We start from the raw sequence: 16,037 nt of genomic DNA, 5'->3' as shown, positions 1-16,037 counted from the left end.
TTATTAAAAAGGCGCATCGTCCGGCATGTCATTCATACGTGAAGGCATTGTAATACCACCAGTCATGCCTCCCATATCACTACCACTAAACATAGCCGAAGGATTCATTGCTGGAGAACTGAATGATGTTGGATTATTAAAACCATCTGCCGCACCAACACCTGTAAATTCATCTTCCAAATCAACAAACTTCACATATTTACCGACAAAACGAAGTGGTACAATTCCGGTTTCACCATTACGGTGCTTAGCAATAATAACCTCTCCTACACCAGCAGTTGATCGACCTTCTTCATCTTCAGTCATACCATAATACTCCGGACGGTATAAAAATAATACCATATCTGCATCTTGCTCAATAGATCCGGATTCACGTAAATCCGAAAGCATAGGACGTTTTGAATTCCCTGGACGAGACTCTACCGCACGGCTTAATTGTGAAAGGGCCAATACCGGAACATTTAACTCTTTTGCAACAGATTTCAATGCCCTTGAGATACTACCGATTTCCTGCTCACGATTACCACCACCTTTTCCTTCGGCCTTTCCATGCATAAGTTGCAAATAATCGACAATGACCATCTGGATATCATGCTGCGCTTTTAAACGTCGGCACTTGGCTCTAAATTCAAATACGTTTAATGCTGGTGTATCGTCAATAATTAAAGGTGCTTCAGTCAACCTTCCAATTCTAGAATGCAGTTGCTGCCATTCATGATCAGCCAGATTACCTTTCTTCAACTTCTCCTGTTCGATTTCTGTTTCTCCAGCTATCAAACGATTAACCAATTGCACCGACGACATCTCAAGAGAGAAAACAGCTACAGGTTTATTATGATCTACAGCAGCATTACGTGCTACAGATAAAACAAAGGCTGTTTTTCCCATCGCAGGACGAGCCGCAATAATTACTAAATCTGAAGGTTGCCATCCGGAGGTCATACGATCTAATGCTGTTAAACCAGAAGGAACACCTGTTAATCCATCTGTACGATCACGCAACAATTCCAAATTTGATATTGCTTCACGCATGATATCATCCATTTTCCTAGAATCTCTTCTTAAATTATTCTGGGCAATATCAAATAAACTCTTCTCTGCATGATCCAAAAGATCAAATATATCCGAAGTTTCATCATAGGCACTATTAATAATCTCTGTTGAAACTTTGATTAATTCACGTTGAATATATTTTTGCGAAATAATACGCGCATGAAATTCGATATTAGCTGCAGAAACAACACGATCAGTTAATTGTGTTATATAATATGCTCCACCAACCATTTCCAGAGCTCCCATTTTTCGAAGCTCAGCAGTAACAGTTAATAAGTCAATAGGAGATGATTTCTGAAATAAGCTAAAAATAGATTCGAAAATTTTCTGATGAGCGTCTTTGTAAAAAGATTCTGGCTTAAGAATATCAATAACTTCACTTAAGGCATTTTTCTCCAACATCAGAGCTCCTAAAACCGCCTCTTCCAAATCTAAAGCCTGTGGAGGAAGTTTACCTAATCCACTGACTAAATTATTGAGTTTGGTTCTACGCTCTCCGAAATTGGTCTTCTTACCAGTTCCAGTATTACTATCTTCAAAATTATTATCGTTACTCATCTTATATGATATCCAAAAACTTGTGCATGTACGCTAAAAAACTGATAGCGGATAGCAAATGTAAAAAAAATAAGGTAGACATTTTTCAAGAGTTGTACACAGTCAAATTAGTTGTGAAAACAATCACCCCAAAAGCTTTTGATAAACATTGATTTACAACTCAAGTTTTCCACATTTGATGTTGAAAAAAATGTTGGTAATAAAAAACAGCATCTAATTAACAAGACATTAAGCAACTGTTAACAACTTCCACCAATGTTAATAAAGTTACGCTATTTATCGCAACAATAGCGCAATCAAAAAAATAATAAATAATTAAAAATGTATTCAAATCGTCACGCTGAATAAAGTATTTGCAAGAAAATTTTGCTATTTTGATTTTTCCTTTTCGATCATATTAAAGCTCAATCAGAATATTGTATCTTTGCTACTATGACAAATGAAGCATCATCATTAAAACCATACAAGGACGCAAAAGACGGTAAAAAAGAGCAAGTTGCAGATATGTTTAACAACATATCCAAAACTTATGACTTTTTAAATCATTTTCTATCCTTAGGCATTGATATCATCTGGCGTAAAAAAGCAATTAATGCTTTAAAATCCATCGCTCCGCAATATATGTTAGATGTAGCAACAGGAACTGGTGATTTCGCGCTGGAATCAATTAAAATATTGAATCCAAAAAAAATAATCGGCGTAGACATTTCGCAAGGTATGCTTGATGTTGCACAGCAAAAGATTAAACAAAAAGGTTTATCTGAGCAATTTGAAGTACAACTTGGTGATTCAGAACAGTTGCAATTTGAAGACAACACCTTCGATGCTGTAACGGTTGCATTTGGCGTCCGTAATTTTGAAAATCTAAATCAGGGCTTAGCAGATATCTGTCGTGTATTGAAGCCTGGCGGAAAAGCAATAATATTGGAATTTTCTAATCCTAAAAAATTTCCAATTAAACAATTGTATAATTTTTATTTTAAAAGAATAACCCCAACAATAGGAAAACTCTTCTCAAAAGATTCGAGTGCATACTCGTATCTACCTGAATCTGTAGCTCGATTTCCTGATGGTGAAAAATTTGCGGAAATTACAAAAGCCGTTGGTTTTTCAAACACAATAATTCGCCCCCAGACTTTTGGCGTTTGTACGATATATATTGCCACAAAATAGAGAACCAAATTTATTTTATTTTAAAATTAATTCAATGTCAAAAACAGTATTCATTACAGGGGCAAGTTCAGGTATTGGAGAAGCTTGTGCAGAAGTCTTAGCGCGTGAAGGATATAATTTATTACTTTGTGCGCGTCGTTTCCAAAGATTAGAGGAAATTAAGGATAGACTTAATAAACAATATCCACAAATTGCGATCCATATCTTTGAACTTGATGTTCGCAATTATGATGAAGTAAAATCTAAAATTGAGAACTTACCTTCAGAGTGGAAAAATATAAATGTACTTATTAATAATGCAGGATTAAGCCAGGGTTTAGATAGCATCCAAGATGGCGATATCGGCGATTGGGATCGCATGATCGACACAAATGTCAAAGGATTATTATATGTTACAAAAACCATCATACCGCTATTAGAAAATCAAGAGGGAGCACATATTGTCAATTTAGGATCTATAGCCGCTAAAGAGGTGTATCCAAATGGAAATGTCTACTGTGCCAGTAAACATGCAGTAGATGCACTTAATAAAGCAATGAGAATTGACTTACTTCCGAAAGGAATAAAAGTAACCGGCATAAATCCGGGAATGGTAGAAACAGAGTTTTCAGAAGTGCGTTTTAAAGGTGATATCGAGCGTGCAAAAAATGTGTATAACGGAGTTGACGCTTTAACGGGAAAAGATATTGCTGAAACAATATCTTTCGTGATTAGCAGACCCAAGCATGTTAACATCAACGATCTCATTATTATGCCAACCGCACAAGCAACAGGAACGATTGTAAATAGAAAATAATAAAATTCAGTTTAATATGACTTTAGAAGAAAAAATAAATCAAGATATCAAGACCGCAATGATCGCAAAAGATGCGAACAAATTACGTGGCTTACGTGCTGTCAAAGCAGCTATTTTATTAGCAAAAACGGAAAAAGGTCACAGCGAAGAATTGACAGAAGAAACAGAAATTAAAGTTCTTCAAAAATTAGTAAAACAACGTAAAGAATCCGCGGAAATTTACAAAACCCAAAACAGAGATGATCTGTATGCGATCGAAGTTGAAGAGCAAGAAGTAATTGAAGCATACTTACCAAAGCAACTCAGCAGAGAAGAAGTGGAAGCGATAATCAAAGAAATAATCAGCACAACTGGAGCTTCTACAGTAAAAGATATGGGCAAAGTAATGGGTGCTGCTAACCAACAATTAGCAGGAAAAGCCGACGGAAGAACAATTTCCGAGCTTGTAAAAAGTTTACTAGCTTAATTACATATACTTAATATAAAAAGGGCTATAGTAATATAGCTCTTCTTTTTATGGAATTATTTTGGAAATATAAGACATTCTCTGAATTAACAACAGAAGAATTATATCGCATCCTCAAATTACGTGTTGATGTCTTTGTGAATGAGCAACAATGCTTTTATCCAGAATTGGATAATAAAGATGATCAGTGCGCCCATATTTGGGCAGAAATCAATAATGAAATTGTTGTTTATGCCCGAATTGTACCACCAGGTCTATCTTATCCAGAACCGGCAATTGGCCGAGTTGTAACAAACCCATCCTTTAGAGGTAATAATTATGGGAAAGCTCTTATAAATAAATCGCTTACCTGCATATCTGAAAAGTATGGTAGCACAGCGATTCAGATAGGCGCGCAAACCTATCTAAAGAAATTTTATGAAAGCTTCGGATTTGAACAAGTATCCGATGAATACCTGGATTATGGAATCCCACATATTGACATGATAAAAGCTTAAACTTACTAATATGAATCATATTGTTATTATTACTGCCGCAATATTAGGTTCTACAGCCATTATGCTGGGTGCCTTTGGTGCACACGCTTTTAAGAAACTAATTAGCGAAGAAAAACTAACCTCTTTTGAAGTAGGTGTTCGTTATCAAATGTATTCGGCTATTACCTTACTGGTCTTAGGGTTTAATTTACATTTCGACCTTTACAGTGAACGTTTTGTATTTTATAGTATAACGGCAGGAACTTTATTATTTTCTATCAGTATCTACCTCCTGTCTTTTGCTCAATATTGGAATAAAAATTTAAAATTCTTAGGCCCAATTACACCATTAGGGGGACTGTTAATGATCGCTGGCTGGGTTGCGTTAATCATTCGTTTTATTTAACTTTACCTATGTTAAGGCAATGATGTCTGCCACTAACCGCTTTAATGAGCTGATGACGTCTACTTTTGCTGATACTTTTTGTATCCGCTAGAATCGTTTATGACAATAAGTAAGTAGACATGTCAACTAAAAGTAACACTTTATCAAAAATAGCACTTAAAGAGAAGACTTTTTGTGCTTTAAAATGGATAGCGATCGCCATTTCAGTTGGGTTTATTGTAGGATCAATCTCAGCTTTCTTTCTCACGAGCCTATCCTGGGTAACAAATTACAGAGATCTTCATCCGGTCATCATGCTAGGATTACCATTAGCAGGTTTAATAATTGGATTACTTTATCATTACTATGGTGGCGCTTCAAGCAAAGGCAATAATCTCCTGCTTAAAGAATATTACCAAAGCGAACAGACCATCCCATTAAGAATGGCACCTTTGGTTTTATTCAGCACGTTGCTTACACATCTTTTTGGAGGTTCCGCAGGAAGAGAAGGAACCGCTGTACAAATAGGAGGTGCAATCGCCGATCAATACTCAAGAATTTTCAAGTTAACTCATGACGATCGAAAGATTTTAATCATTATCGGGATAAGTGCGGGATTTGCTTCTGTTTTTGGAACCCCCTGGGCAGGTGCATTATTTGGACTAGAAGTTATAACTGGTGGAAAGTCAAGATTAAAAGCACTTATACCAAGTATCATGACAGCCTTTATTGCCAACTATGCCTGTTCTTTCTGGAATGTATCGCATACACATTATCACATTCGAGAAATCATCCCCGCACTCAATCCGCAACATCTACTTTATACGGTCATCGCAGGTATAATTTTTGGATTAGTAGCTTATCTATTCACTGCATTCGGAGATATCTTTAGCTACATTTTCAGAAAGATTCAATACCCTCCCCTGCGTCCTTTTATTGGAGGTATTGTCCTTATTTTCCTAATATGGCAGCTAGGAACTACACAGTATATAGGTTTAGGAATTCCTACCATATTAGCCTCATTCGAAAGTCAATTAAATTCTTATGATTTTATTATCAAACTATTACTAACCACTTTCACCCTTTCCGCAGGATTTAAAGGTGGAGAAGTAACACCATTATTTTTTATTGGTGCAACTCTAGGTAATGTCCTATTTGGAATTATTCCGCTACCAATGGGATTATTGGCCGCAATGGGTTTTATTGCTGTTTTTGCAGGAGCAACCAATACACCGCTGGCTTGTATACTGATGGGGGTAGAATTATTTGGGTTTGAAGCCAGTATTTATTTTGCAATTGCCTGTTTTGTCGCCTATTTCTTTTCTGGAGCAAAAGGAATCTATACAACTCAGATCATCACAGGCCCTAAACATCACTTCTATCTCCACATAAAAAAAAGGCAAAATGACATCTACGAACGATTAAGGAATCTATAATAAAAAAGTTCAAGGATTTGTCGCCAATAATCCATCCTTGAACTTTTTCAACTACAACTCTTTAAGGTGTTTGTAGTTAGATTTAATCGTATCCAAAACTTCCTGCATTTTACCTCCAAGCATCAATTTAGACATTGACTTTGCCATTCCTACCATTTGATCAAAATCAACCTTAGGAGGCATAGCCAGCGCATTTGGATTCGTAAAAACATTTAATAAAATTGGACCAGGATGCGATAAAGCAAACTCAACTGCATTCCTAACCTCTTCAGGTTTATGTACATTCATACCTTTAAAACCCATCGCTTCCGCTATAGCGGCAAAATCAGGATTTATCATATTGGTTTCGTTATCAGGTAGTCCGGCAACTTCCATCTCTAATTTGACCATACCAAGAGCCCGATTATTAAAAACAATTATTTTTACAGGCAGTTGATATTGATTAATAGTAGCTAAATCACCAAGCAACATCGACAATCCACCATCACCACATAATGCTATAACTTGCTGTTCCGGATGAGATAAAGCAGCTCCAATTGCCATTGGCATCGCATTGGCCATAGATCCATGGTTGAAAGAACCGAGCATCTGCCGTTTACCAGTCCCTGAAATAAAGCGCGCCCCCCAGACACAGGTCATCCCCGTGTCCACCGTAAATATAGCACTGTCCGTAGCCAGTTCATCAATACAGTGTGCCAAATATTCTGGCTGAATTGTATCCTCCCCCCCTTTTTCTTGCATAAAACTATGCATATTGTCCTTTACTTTCTCATAGATCTTCAGCTGAGCTTCAAGGAAACTTGCATCTTCTTTTTGTTCCAGCAGCGGAAGAAGTGCCTGTAAAGTATGCTTGATATCTCCGCACAATCCCATTTCCAATTTTGCGCGTCGTCCTAATCGTTCAACAGCAGTATCAATTTGAATAATCTTATTATTAGTAGGCATAAACTTATCATAAGGGAAATCCGTACCTAATAATAAAATCAAATCTGACTCATGCATACTTTGATAGGCTGCGGCTTGCCCTAGCAGACCAGTCATTCCTATTTCGTAAGGATTATCATGTTGAATCCCCATTTTACCTCTAAAAGAATATCCCACTGGAGCTAAAATCTTTTGAGATAATTGTACAATTTCAGGATGAGCCCCAGATGCTCCAATTCCGCAAAAAACGGTAACGCATTTACTCGCGTTAATAACTTTTGCAAGAGCGTCTAATTCACTATCAGAAGGCCGAATGACAGGATTAACATAAAATAATTGGGTAGACACCGAAGAATCTTCAGCTTTCATTTCTGATACATCCCCTGGCAAACCGATGACAGCAACTCCTTTCTGTCCTATTGCATGCTGTATGGCAGTCTGAATAATTCGAGGAGCCTGTTCTGCAGTAGTTATTAATTGGTTGTAACAACTGCAGTCATCAAAAAGCTTTACAGTATTTGTCTCTTGAAAATACCCCATCCCCATCTCCGAGGTATTAATTGTGGAAGCAATTACAATCATAGGAACGTGTGAACGATGAGCATCGTACATGCCATTTATGAGATGAACGTGACCAGGCCCGCAACTACCTGCGCAACATGCTATTCCATCCAGTTCCGCTTCAGCAGCCGCTGCATAAGCCCCAACTTCTTCATGACGCACATGAATCCATTTAAGTCGGCCATCTTTACGTATTGCTTCATTAAAAAAATTAAGACTATCTCCAGTAACTGCGTAAACGCGTTTTACACCTGCTTCCACAAGCATTTCAACCAACTGATCTGCTACAATCTTTGCCATATTAAATTATTTAAGTTAAGGGGAAATCAACACCCCCTATACTAAATAACAATGAAAAATAGAATCAGTTTTAAAATATTCTGTTAATAAAGGCTATAATAGTTTACCCGATAATAATAAGCCCGCAACGGTAAAATAAATAATCAATCCGGATACATCAACCAAAGTTGCGACAAAAGGTGCTGACGCAGTTGCCGGATCTAAACCAAATCTGCGTAGTACAAATGGGATAACCGAACCGGATAATGTACCCCAAAGCACAACAAAAAGTAAAGATAAAGAAACACTTAGTGCAATATAAACCCAGTAAATACCATAATCATATATCCCCAGTTCTTGCCAAAGTAAAATTCTAAGAAAACCAATAGTACCCAATATACCTCCCAAAATCAGACCAGATGAAATCTCACGTTTCATGACATACCACCAGTCCTTAAGTTTTATCTCTCCCAAAGCCATGGCTCGAATAATTAATGATGCAGCTTGCGATCCAGAATTTCCGCCACTAGAAATAATTAATGGAACAAATAAAGCAAGAACTACAGCCTTTTCAATTTCTCCGTCAAAGTAAGCCATCGCTGAAGCTGTTAGCATTTCACTTAAAAACAAAATAATCAACCAACCAGCTCTTTTTTGAATCAATTTAAGTAGCGGAGTTTTTGTATAAGCGACATCAAGTTCATCCATCCCGCCAAAACGTTGGATATCTTCCGTATCTCGATCTTTTATCTGATCCAATACATCATCAAATGTCACAATACCGACCAATACACCATTATCCGTCGTGATCGGAAGCGCACTTCGATCGTATTTCTGGAAAATCTCAAATGCCTCCTCCATAGGAGTTGCGGCTCTGATAGCAACAAAATTATGATCAATCAGTTCTGAAATTTCAGTATCTGTATCGGCTAATAACAACTCACCTATTTTTAAATCATCAATAAGCACATTCTTTTCATCGACAACATATATAAAATTTAAGGTTTCAGCCTTCTTTCCAAAAAGCTTAATATGCTTAAAAACATGTTCAACAGTAAAATATGGTCTAACTTGGACATACATCGGGGTCATGAGATGTGCAATACTATTTTCATCATAGCCAATCAGCTTCAACGCTAACTGTTTTTCACGTTCATTTAACAAATTAATTAAGTACTTAATCAAATCATCAGGTAAATCAGAAAATAGCTGATTCCTAATATCAGGCTTTAAGTTGTTAAGTAATTCTGTCAGTTCCGATTCTGAGAGGGATTTTGCTAGGCGATATTGAACATCCTTTTCTAAAAAAGAGAATATCTCGAGTTGCAAGTCAAAATCATAATGATTAAATTGCTCATACAAAGCCTCTTTGTCTAATTTACTTAGATTTTCAGCAATATCTGCGGGATGTACTTTTATTTTTTTACTCATAAATAATTACTTTTTTAATCACCGCTAAAATCTAGAAGCTAAATTGCTAAAGTATTTTGTAAATATCTCAAAATTGAAGTTGACCAGGATTAAGCTCAATGGGATCTTTTCCTTGTTGAAATAATCGTGCAGACAGTTCACCTTTCAATTCAATTTGACCACGCTCAACATGTAACCAGCTACCCTCTCGTAAACCCAACACAGCCTGACTGTTGAATTGATGAAATTCTTGGATTCTTGTCTCTCTCGTTTCACCTTTATGTGTAGAGTTAGGATCTGGATCAAGATAATGTGGGTTGAGATTAAAAGGTAAAAACTGTAATGCTTCAAAACTTGGGGGATAAACGATCGGCATATCGTTAGTTGTACCAATTGTCAAGCCCGTTAAATTAGATCCAGCTGAAGTACCCACATAACGTAAACCAGAAGCAACAGCCGATTTAATTTCACTAACAAGATCCAATTCATACAAAGTCTTGAGCAAAAGAAAAGTATTTCCTCCCCCTATAAAAATTGCTTTTGCTTTTTTTATTGCATCCTTTTGATCAGAAAAAGTGTGTAGACCTTTTACCCGAATTCCTTTATCTTTTAAAGCTTTCTGAACATTAGCTGTATATTCATCATAAGAAATACCAGATGGCCTTGCGTAAGGTACAAATATCAATTCATCGGTCTGAATAAAGTCAACCAAATCATTTTTTATATAGGTCAAAAAAGAACTTCCATGGATCGTACTTGTACTGATAACAAGCAATCTAAAATTATTATTCATATCTATCTATCTTACCACTCAAAATTCATTCAAATTTAAAATTTATTATGTTATTTCATCATTAAAAAAGCTAGTGTGAAAATGATTTTAAAAACCTTTACTTTCACACTAGCAACTATCACATGTCAACTGCAATAAATCTCAATTAAGGATGTTAAACCAACCACAAACTACTCTGCTGATTTATCTGAAGTTGTTTTTATTTTTTTATCAAGTAAGCGCTTTTCTTCTTTCAATGCCTTATTCAATAAAAACTCTATTTGCCCGTTCACACTCCTAAATTCGTCGGCAGACCATTTTTCCAATGCCTTATATACATCACTATCAATCCGGAGCATGAAATTCTTTTTTTCCGCCATATTATTTATGAATAAAACTATTGATACAGGGTTCCCGTATTTAACACAGGAGATGCCGCCTTTTCCCCGCAGAGTACAACCATCAAATTACTAACCATTGCTGCCTTTTTATCATTATCAAGCTCAACTATATCTTTTTCAGACAATCTTTGCAAAGCCATTTCTACCATACCAACTGCACCTTCAACAATTTTAGCACGAGCGGCAACAATCGCAGTTGCCTGCTGCCTTTGTAACATTGCTCCGGCAATTTCAGAAGCATACGCTAAATGACTGATCCGCGCCTCTTTTATAATAATACCAGCTGGAGCCAAACGATCTAATAATTCTTTTTCTAAGATATGATTAACAGTATCTCCACCTTCACGCAAAGTAATTGTTGCTTGATTATTAGGATCTATTTCCAAATTATCATAAGGAAAACTACCTGCCAAATGTCGCACAGCCGCTTCGCTTTGTGTGCGGACATATGAAGTATAATTTGTCACATCATAAGTAGCCTTATAAGTATCACCAACTTGCCAAACAATAACAGCGCCTATTTCAATAGGATTACCCATTTTATCATTTACTTTTAAAGTTTGTCCCTGTAAATTATCCGATCGTAGACTAACATTTAAAGTAGAGTACAAAGGATTAACAAAAAATAACCCATTTTCTTTTACTGTACCCATATAACTTCCAAAGAAATTCAACACACGTGAATGATTTGGATTAATGATCATCAGACCCTTTAACAAGAACAGTGTGGTTAAAATAAATAAAATCCCCACCGCAATATACCAGGAAGAAGCTTCTGCTTGAAAGAAACATACGATTCCAAGTACAAAAAGAACAATAGCAATTAAAAGAGCTAAATAACCAGAAAGAGGTTTAATTAATTTTTCCATATTTTTTTAAGTTTTGATATTAGTTTGATATCAAATATATATCATTTAGATTTCATTTCAAAATAAAATATGCCAGATCAAAAAGGATTCTTTATATTCGGCATAAATGTTTATTATCAAGATGTTTAAACAATCATTCTTACCCATTCAAAATAACGATATTGAAGTATTAATATTGGGTTCTTTACCCGGAGACAGGTCCCTTCAAGCCCAAGAATATTATGCACATCCTCAGAATCGATTCTGGAAATTAATCCAACGGATTTTTAATATAACTGACTTTCATTCTTATTCAGAAAAATTAAATATACTGCTAGAAAATAGGATCGGTCTATGGGATGTGTGCGCACAAGCAAAAAGAAAAGGCAGTATGGATCTCGATATCCTTGAGGAAATTCCAAATGACCTCACTACATTCTTTTCCCAGCACCCACACCTCCATACCATCATATTTAATGGACAAAAAGCACGTAAAGTATTTGATAAACACTTTAAAAAAGCGGATCAATACCAGTATTACACACTACCCAGCACAAGTCCTGCAAATGCACAATACTCTTTAGAAAAATTACTTCTTGAATGGCAACTCATATTTAAAAAAGATTAACAAATATTTACTACAATAAAAGCTTAAAATTCATAACGAATCATTATTTTTGCAGCAACATGTCAGATTTAAAATATAACCAAAGAGGTGTATCCGCAGGTAAAGAGGATGTACACAATGCTATTAAGAACATCGATAAAGGATTGTATCCAAAAGCTTTTTGTAAAATCATTCCTGATATTCTAGGTGGTGATAAACAGTGGTGTAATATTATGCACGCTGATGGTGCAGGTACGAAATCTTCCTTGGCCTATGTTTACTGGAAAGAAACAGGTGATATATCTGTTTGGCGCGGTATTGCACAAGATGCAATCATCATGAATCTTGATGATTTACTTTGTGTAGGCGCTACCGATAATATTTTATTATCATCTACTATTGGTCGTAATAAGAATGTCATTCCAGGAGAAGTTCTTGCAGAAATTATTAATGGAACAGAAGAAATTCTAGCAGAGCTCCGTGAGATGGGTATCGGTATCTATTCAACAGGAGGTGAAACTGCAGATGTGGGCGATTTAGTACGTACTATTATTGTAGATAGTACAGTAACTTGTCGCATGAAACGTGAAGACGTCATTTCTAATCACAACATAAAACCAGGCAATGTAATTGTTGGTTTATCCTCTTCAGGAAAAGCTAACTATGAGACAGAATATAACGGAGGAATGGGATCCAATGGATTAACTTCCGCACGTCATGATGTCTTTAATAAAAATATTGCAGCAAAATATGCGGAAAGTTTTGACCCTGCTGTTCCATATGACTTAGTTTTTTCAGGAAGTCAAAATTTAACCGATAAAATCACAGTTGAAACTGGTGAAGAAATTACAGCAGGAAAACTAGTTCTTTCTCCAACACGTACATATGCGCCGGTAATCAAAAAAATATTAGATCTTTACCGTTCTCAAATTGACGGAATGGTACATTGTTCAGGCGGTGCACAAACGAAAGTATTACACTTTGTTGATGCAGTACACGTTATCAAAGACAACCTCTTCCCTATCCCTCCATTGTTTGATTTGATTCAAAAAGAATCAAATACGGATTGGAAAGAAATGTACAAAGTATTCAACATGGGACACCGCATGGAACTTTATGTACCAGAAGAAATTGCATCAGAAATTATTGCAATCTCCGAATCTTATGGTATTCCCGCTCAAATTATTGGTCGCGTAGAAGCTGCTACTACAAAACAAGTAACAGTTAAATCTCCTTACGGCGAGTTTATTTACGAATAACTAAAACGTCATTAGACTTGGTATTTTATCAAGTCTAATGACTCCTTATAACCATGAAAGATAAACTAATTGTGGGTTGGAAAGAATCATTAGATTTACCGGAACTTGGTATTTTTAATATTGAAGCAAAAGTAGATACAGGTGCGGGATCATCTGTTTTACATTGTGAATCTTATGAAATCAAAATAATTGAAAATCAAAAGTGGATTATTTGCCATATTATCGTTAATTTTAAAACAAGAGAACTTCGCATATTCAAATTTCCTGTTTATCGAGAAAAAATTGTAAAAAGTTCATTCGGTCAAAAAGAAAAGCGTTATTACATATTAACAAAAGCCAAATTATATAATCAGTTTTTCGAAATTAAATTATCTTTTAGAAACCGTTCTTCCATGCGATATCCTATGTTACTAGGAAAAAGTTTCCTATCAAAAAGGTTTATCGTGGACGTGTCAAGATCTAACTTATCTCAAAAATCTGTTGGATAAAAAGAATATTCATAGACAATTGTTTATGAACCAACATTACAATTAAATCATTCTAATCATAGCAAAGTGAAAATCGCTGTATTATCAACAGTTAAAAGCTTATACTCGACACGTCGATTAGTAGAAGCTGCAGAAAAACGTGGACATGAATGCGTTGTCATCGATCATAGCAAATGCTATGTAGGAATTCAACAAGGCAAACCTAGCATCCACTATAAAGGTCAAGATATTTCAGATATTGATGCAATAATTCCTCGAATTGGTGCTTCGGTTACTTTCTATGGTTCGGCCATTGTGAGGCAATTTGAGGTAATGGACGTAATTTCAGCCAATCCAAGTCAAGCAATAACACGATCACGAGACAAACTTCGTTGTATGCAAATTTTATCTGGTGCAGGAATCGGCCTTCCCATTACAGGATTTGCCCGTACTGCATCTGATGTTGACGACCTGATCAGTATGGTCGGTGGTGCACCTTTAGTTATTAAATTACTCGAAGGAACACAAGGAATTGGTGTAGTATTAGCTGAAACGAAGAAAGCGGCCTCCTCAGTTATAGAAGCTTTCTATGGATTAGGAAATAATATCTTAATACAAGAATATATCAAAGAAGCGAAAGGAACAGATATTCGTGCATTTGTTGTTGGAGGAAAAGTGGTCGGTGCAATGAAAAGAACAGCCAAAGAAGGAGAGTTTAGATCTAACATCCACCGTGGGGGAACAGCAGAAATTATCAGACTTACAAAAAATGAACGTGAGACTGCTATTGCAGCTGCGGCTTCCATGGGGTTAACAGTTTGTGGTGTTGATATGATGCCATCAGACAGAGGCCCTCTTGTACTGGAAGTAAACTCATCTCCTGGATTAGAAGGAATAGAAAAAGCAACAAAAAAAGATATTGCTGGAGAAATTATCATGTATCTCGAAAAACAGTTTGAATTAAAGAAAGCTGCCAAACCAGAGATTCGTAAAAAGAAAAAAAAGCAAAGCGATTTATAAAAATGAAGGTTCCTCTAAAAAAGGAACCTTTTTTGTTTTCGAACTTCATATAATGATATGAAAAATCATCTGTTTAGAATACAATGATAGAAAAGCCCCTAATTTCATTACCAGATTTTGACAATACTAAAACGAATAAATAGGATTATACGGTTACATTTGCCGATTATATTTTAAGATGCTATGAAGTTATTTCGCTACGGACCACTAAATGAAGAAAAAACAGGAATTTTAATTAATGAAGTTCACTATGACACTTCCGATTTTGGAGAAGATTATGACAATAAATTTCTCGCTAATGGTGGGCTCGAAAGATTAGAAGAGTTTGTGATAAATAACCGTACAAGCTTAAAGCCGATTCCTTCCGAAAGTCGTATCGGAACACCGATTGCAAATCCAACTAAAATTGTATGCGTAGGACTTAATTATTCTGACCATGCAAAAGAAACTGGATTAGCTCAAGAACAAGAGCCAATATTATTTTTAAAAGCTATTTCAGCATTAAATGGCCCCTTTGATAACATTATAATTCCAAAAAACTCATACCATACAGACTGGGAGACAGAACTTGCTGTTGTGATCGGAAAAAAGGGCACACATATTTCGACAGCGGAATCAACAGATTATATCGCTGGATATGTCATGATGAATGATGTAACAGAGCGTCATTTTATGAAACATCGAGGTGGTACCTGGGATAAAGGAAAGGGCTATAATACTTTTGCTCCTTTAGGCCCCTATTTTGTAACAAAAGACGAAATTGAAGATGATGGGAATTTAAGAATTTGGTTAAAACTCAACGGTAAATTAATGCAGGAAGGAAATACAAAAAATTTCATTACTCCTGTTAAAGAATTAATTTCCTATATTTCGGATTTCTTTGGATTATTCCCCGGAGATATTATTTCAACCGGCTCACCTGCTGGCACAGGTATAGGACATGTACCGCAACGATTTTTAGTAGAGGGTGATGAAATTGAATATGGAATAGAAGGTTTAGGTGTTGCTAAGAACACACTGATTAACTTCCAGAAAGAACCCAGTTAAAATCTGTAGCGTCCTAGAATAGGTTGACATATAAATTTAACGATAATTATCCTTACTTGACTATTTCAAGTAAGGATTTTTTGTTTATGTACTTGACTA

17 protein-coding genes and 1 riboswitch are annotated in these 16,037 nt (G+C 35.9%); of the genes, 11 read left to right on the top strand and 6 right to left on the bottom strand.

Annotated features, from left to right (window positions below; translation table 11 throughout):
* Nucleotides 1-3 precede the first annotated feature (3 nt).
* On the bottom strand, nucleotides 4-1,611 hold the full coding sequence (dnaB, locus tag EDF66_RS22930) for a replicative DNA helicase (protein WP_132845370.1): 1,608 nt from the start codon (nucleotides 1,609-1,611) through the stop codon (nucleotides 4-6).
* 432 nt (nucleotides 1,612-2,043) lie between these two features.
* Between dnaB and ubiE the strand changes: the two genes are divergently transcribed.
* From ubiE to EDF66_RS22900, 6 genes are all read left to right on the top strand, one after another.
* Nucleotides 2,044-2,784 (top strand): bifunctional demethylmenaquinone methyltransferase/2-methoxy-6-polyprenyl-1,4-benzoquinol methylase UbiE, encoded by a 741-nt coding sequence (gene ubiE, locus EDF66_RS22925; protein ID WP_132845368.1) that lies wholly within the window; start codon nucleotides 2,044-2,046, stop codon nucleotides 2,782-2,784.
* Between the two features lie 34 nt (nucleotides 2,785-2,818).
* Entirely contained in the window at nucleotides 2,819-3,580 is a 762-nt protein-coding gene (locus tag EDF66_RS22920; protein ID WP_132845366.1) for an SDR family NAD(P)-dependent oxidoreductase, read from the top strand.
* A 16-nt stretch (nucleotides 3,581-3,596) separates the two neighbouring features.
* A complete protein-coding gene (locus tag EDF66_RS22915) occupies nucleotides 3,597-4,046 on the top strand; it encodes a GatB/YqeY domain-containing protein (protein ID WP_021192262.1) in 450 nt (149 codons plus the stop codon).
* A gap of 50 nt (nucleotides 4,047-4,096) precedes the next feature.
* Nucleotides 4,097-4,543 carry a GNAT family N-acetyltransferase gene (locus EDF66_RS22910; RefSeq protein ID WP_021192263.1) on the top strand — a complete coding sequence of 149 codons (447 nt, stop codon included), beginning with the start codon at nucleotides 4,097-4,099 and terminating at the stop codon, nucleotides 4,541-4,543.
* Nucleotides 4,544-4,553: 10 nt separating this feature from the next.
* Nucleotides 4,554-4,928, top strand: coding sequence for a DUF423 domain-containing protein (locus tag EDF66_RS22905; protein ID WP_021192264.1), 375 nt, complete (start codon nucleotides 4,554-4,556; stop codon nucleotides 4,926-4,928).
* Between the two features lie 6 nt (nucleotides 4,929-4,934).
* Nucleotides 4,935-4,997: riboswitch (Fluoride riboswitch) on the top strand.
* 50 nt (nucleotides 4,998-5,047) lie between these two features.
* Nucleotides 5,048-6,343: a voltage-gated chloride channel family protein gene (locus tag EDF66_RS22900; protein WP_132845364.1), complete on the top strand. Its 1,296-nt coding sequence runs from the start codon at nucleotides 5,048-5,050 to the stop codon at nucleotides 6,341-6,343.
* Between the two features lie 51 nt (nucleotides 6,344-6,394).
* Here the strand turns inward: EDF66_RS22900 and EDF66_RS22895 are convergent, their stop codons facing one another.
* From EDF66_RS22895 to EDF66_RS22875, 5 genes are all read right to left on the bottom strand, one after another.
* Entirely contained in the window at nucleotides 6,395-8,128 is a 1,734-nt protein-coding gene (locus EDF66_RS22895; protein ID WP_132772843.1) for a thiamine pyrophosphate-dependent enzyme, read from the bottom strand.
* A 93-nt stretch (nucleotides 8,129-8,221) separates the two neighbouring features.
* Complete coding sequence (gene mgtE, locus EDF66_RS22890; RefSeq protein ID WP_132845362.1) at nucleotides 8,222-9,538, bottom strand: magnesium transporter; 1,317 nt, start codon at nucleotides 9,536-9,538, stop codon at nucleotides 8,222-8,224.
* Nucleotides 9,539-9,605: 67 nt separating this feature from the next.
* Nucleotides 9,606-10,310, bottom strand: coding sequence for a dipeptidase PepE (pepE, locus tag EDF66_RS22885; RefSeq protein WP_243656123.1), 705 nt, complete (start codon nucleotides 10,308-10,310; stop codon nucleotides 9,606-9,608).
* Nucleotides 10,311-10,480: 170 nt separating this feature from the next.
* Complete coding sequence (locus EDF66_RS22880; RefSeq protein WP_021192268.1) at nucleotides 10,481-10,669, bottom strand: hypothetical protein; 189 nt, start codon at nucleotides 10,667-10,669, stop codon at nucleotides 10,481-10,483.
* 17 nt (nucleotides 10,670-10,686) lie between these two features.
* Complete coding sequence (locus EDF66_RS22875) at nucleotides 10,687-11,559, bottom strand: SPFH domain-containing protein (protein ID WP_132845358.1); 873 nt, start codon at nucleotides 11,557-11,559, stop codon at nucleotides 10,687-10,689.
* Nucleotides 11,560-11,680: 121 nt separating this feature from the next.
* On the opposite strand from EDF66_RS22875, the gene EDF66_RS22870 reads away from it, so the two are divergent.
* From EDF66_RS22870 to EDF66_RS22850, 5 genes are all read left to right on the top strand, one after another.
* Nucleotides 11,681-12,166: a DNA-deoxyinosine glycosylase gene (locus EDF66_RS22870; RefSeq protein WP_031289756.1), complete on the top strand. Its 486-nt coding sequence runs from the start codon at nucleotides 11,681-11,683 to the stop codon at nucleotides 12,164-12,166.
* 59 nt (nucleotides 12,167-12,225) lie between these two features.
* Complete coding sequence (locus tag EDF66_RS22865) at nucleotides 12,226-13,404, top strand: AIR synthase related protein (protein ID WP_132845356.1); 1,179 nt, start codon at nucleotides 12,226-12,228, stop codon at nucleotides 13,402-13,404.
* Nucleotides 13,405-13,457: 53 nt separating this feature from the next.
* Nucleotides 13,458-13,892 (top strand): ATP-dependent zinc protease, encoded by a 435-nt coding sequence (locus EDF66_RS22860; protein ID WP_021192272.1) that lies wholly within the window; start codon nucleotides 13,458-13,460, stop codon nucleotides 13,890-13,892.
* 66 nt (nucleotides 13,893-13,958) lie between these two features.
* On the top strand, nucleotides 13,959-14,891 hold the full coding sequence (gene rimK, locus EDF66_RS22855; protein WP_021192273.1) for a 30S ribosomal protein S6--L-glutamate ligase: 933 nt from the start codon (nucleotides 13,959-13,961) through the stop codon (nucleotides 14,889-14,891).
* 183 nt (nucleotides 14,892-15,074) lie between these two features.
* Nucleotides 15,075-15,938 carry a fumarylacetoacetate hydrolase family protein gene (locus tag EDF66_RS22850; protein WP_021192274.1) on the top strand — a complete coding sequence of 288 codons (864 nt, stop codon included), beginning with the start codon at nucleotides 15,075-15,077 and terminating at the stop codon, nucleotides 15,936-15,938.
* Nucleotides 15,939-16,037: the final 99 nt, after the last annotated feature.

This window comes from Sphingobacterium sp. JUb20 (genome assembly GCF_004342035.1).
Taxonomy (GTDB): Bacteria; Bacteroidota; Bacteroidia; order Sphingobacteriales; family Sphingobacteriaceae; genus Sphingobacterium; species Sphingobacterium anhuiense.
The sequence above is the reverse complement of the archived record's forward strand: the minus strand, read 5'-3'. Positions and strand labels throughout refer to the sequence as shown.

What these genes read in the sequence shown, in the direction of transcription:
- ubiE (WP_132845368.1), top strand. Translation starts at nt 2,044, where the DNA reads ATGACAAATGAAGCATCATCATTAAAACCATACAAGGACGCAAAAGAC.
- EDF66_RS22850 (WP_021192274.1), top strand. Translation starts at nt 15,075, where the DNA reads ATGAAGTTATTTCGCTACGGACCACTAAATGAAGAAAAAACAGGAATT.
- EDF66_RS22905 (WP_021192264.1), top strand. Translation starts at nt 4,554, where the DNA reads ATGAATCATATTGTTATTATTACTGCCGCAATATTAGGTTCTACAGCC.
- EDF66_RS22870 (WP_031289756.1), top strand. Translation starts at nt 11,681, where the DNA reads ATGTTTAAACAATCATTCTTACCCATTCAAAATAACGATATTGAAGTA.
- mgtE (WP_132845362.1), bottom strand. Translation starts at nt 9,538, where the DNA reads ATGAGTAAAAAAATAAAAGTACATCCCGCAGATATTGCTGAAAATCTA.
- EDF66_RS22875 (WP_132845358.1), bottom strand. Translation starts at nt 11,559, where the DNA reads ATGGAAAAATTAATTAAACCTCTTTCTGGTTATTTAGCTCTTTTAATT.
- EDF66_RS22915 (WP_021192262.1), top strand. Translation starts at nt 3,597, where the DNA reads ATGACTTTAGAAGAAAAAATAAATCAAGATATCAAGACCGCAATGATC.
- EDF66_RS22920 (WP_132845366.1), top strand. Translation starts at nt 2,819, where the DNA reads ATGTCAAAAACAGTATTCATTACAGGGGCAAGTTCAGGTATTGGAGAA.
- EDF66_RS22900 (WP_132845364.1), top strand. Translation starts at nt 5,048, where the DNA reads ATGTCAACTAAAAGTAACACTTTATCAAAAATAGCACTTAAAGAGAAG.
- EDF66_RS22880 (WP_021192268.1), bottom strand. Translation starts at nt 10,669, where the DNA reads ATGGCGGAAAAAAAGAATTTCATGCTCCGGATTGATAGTGATGTATAT.
- dnaB (WP_132845370.1), bottom strand. Translation starts at nt 1,611, where the DNA reads ATGAGTAACGATAATAATTTTGAAGATAGTAATACTGGAACTGGTAAG.
- EDF66_RS22860 (WP_021192272.1), top strand. Translation starts at nt 13,458, where the DNA reads ATGAAAGATAAACTAATTGTGGGTTGGAAAGAATCATTAGATTTACCG.
- EDF66_RS22865 (WP_132845356.1), top strand. Translation starts at nt 12,226, where the DNA reads ATGTCAGATTTAAAATATAACCAAAGAGGTGTATCCGCAGGTAAAGAG.
- EDF66_RS22910 (WP_021192263.1), top strand. Translation starts at nt 4,097, where the DNA reads ATGGAATTATTTTGGAAATATAAGACATTCTCTGAATTAACAACAGAA.
- EDF66_RS22895 (WP_132772843.1), bottom strand. Translation starts at nt 8,128, where the DNA reads ATGGCAAAGATTGTAGCAGATCAGTTGGTTGAAATGCTTGTGGAAGCA.
- pepE (WP_243656123.1), bottom strand. Translation starts at nt 10,310, where the DNA reads ATGAATAATAATTTTAGATTGCTTGTTATCAGTACAAGTACGATCCAT.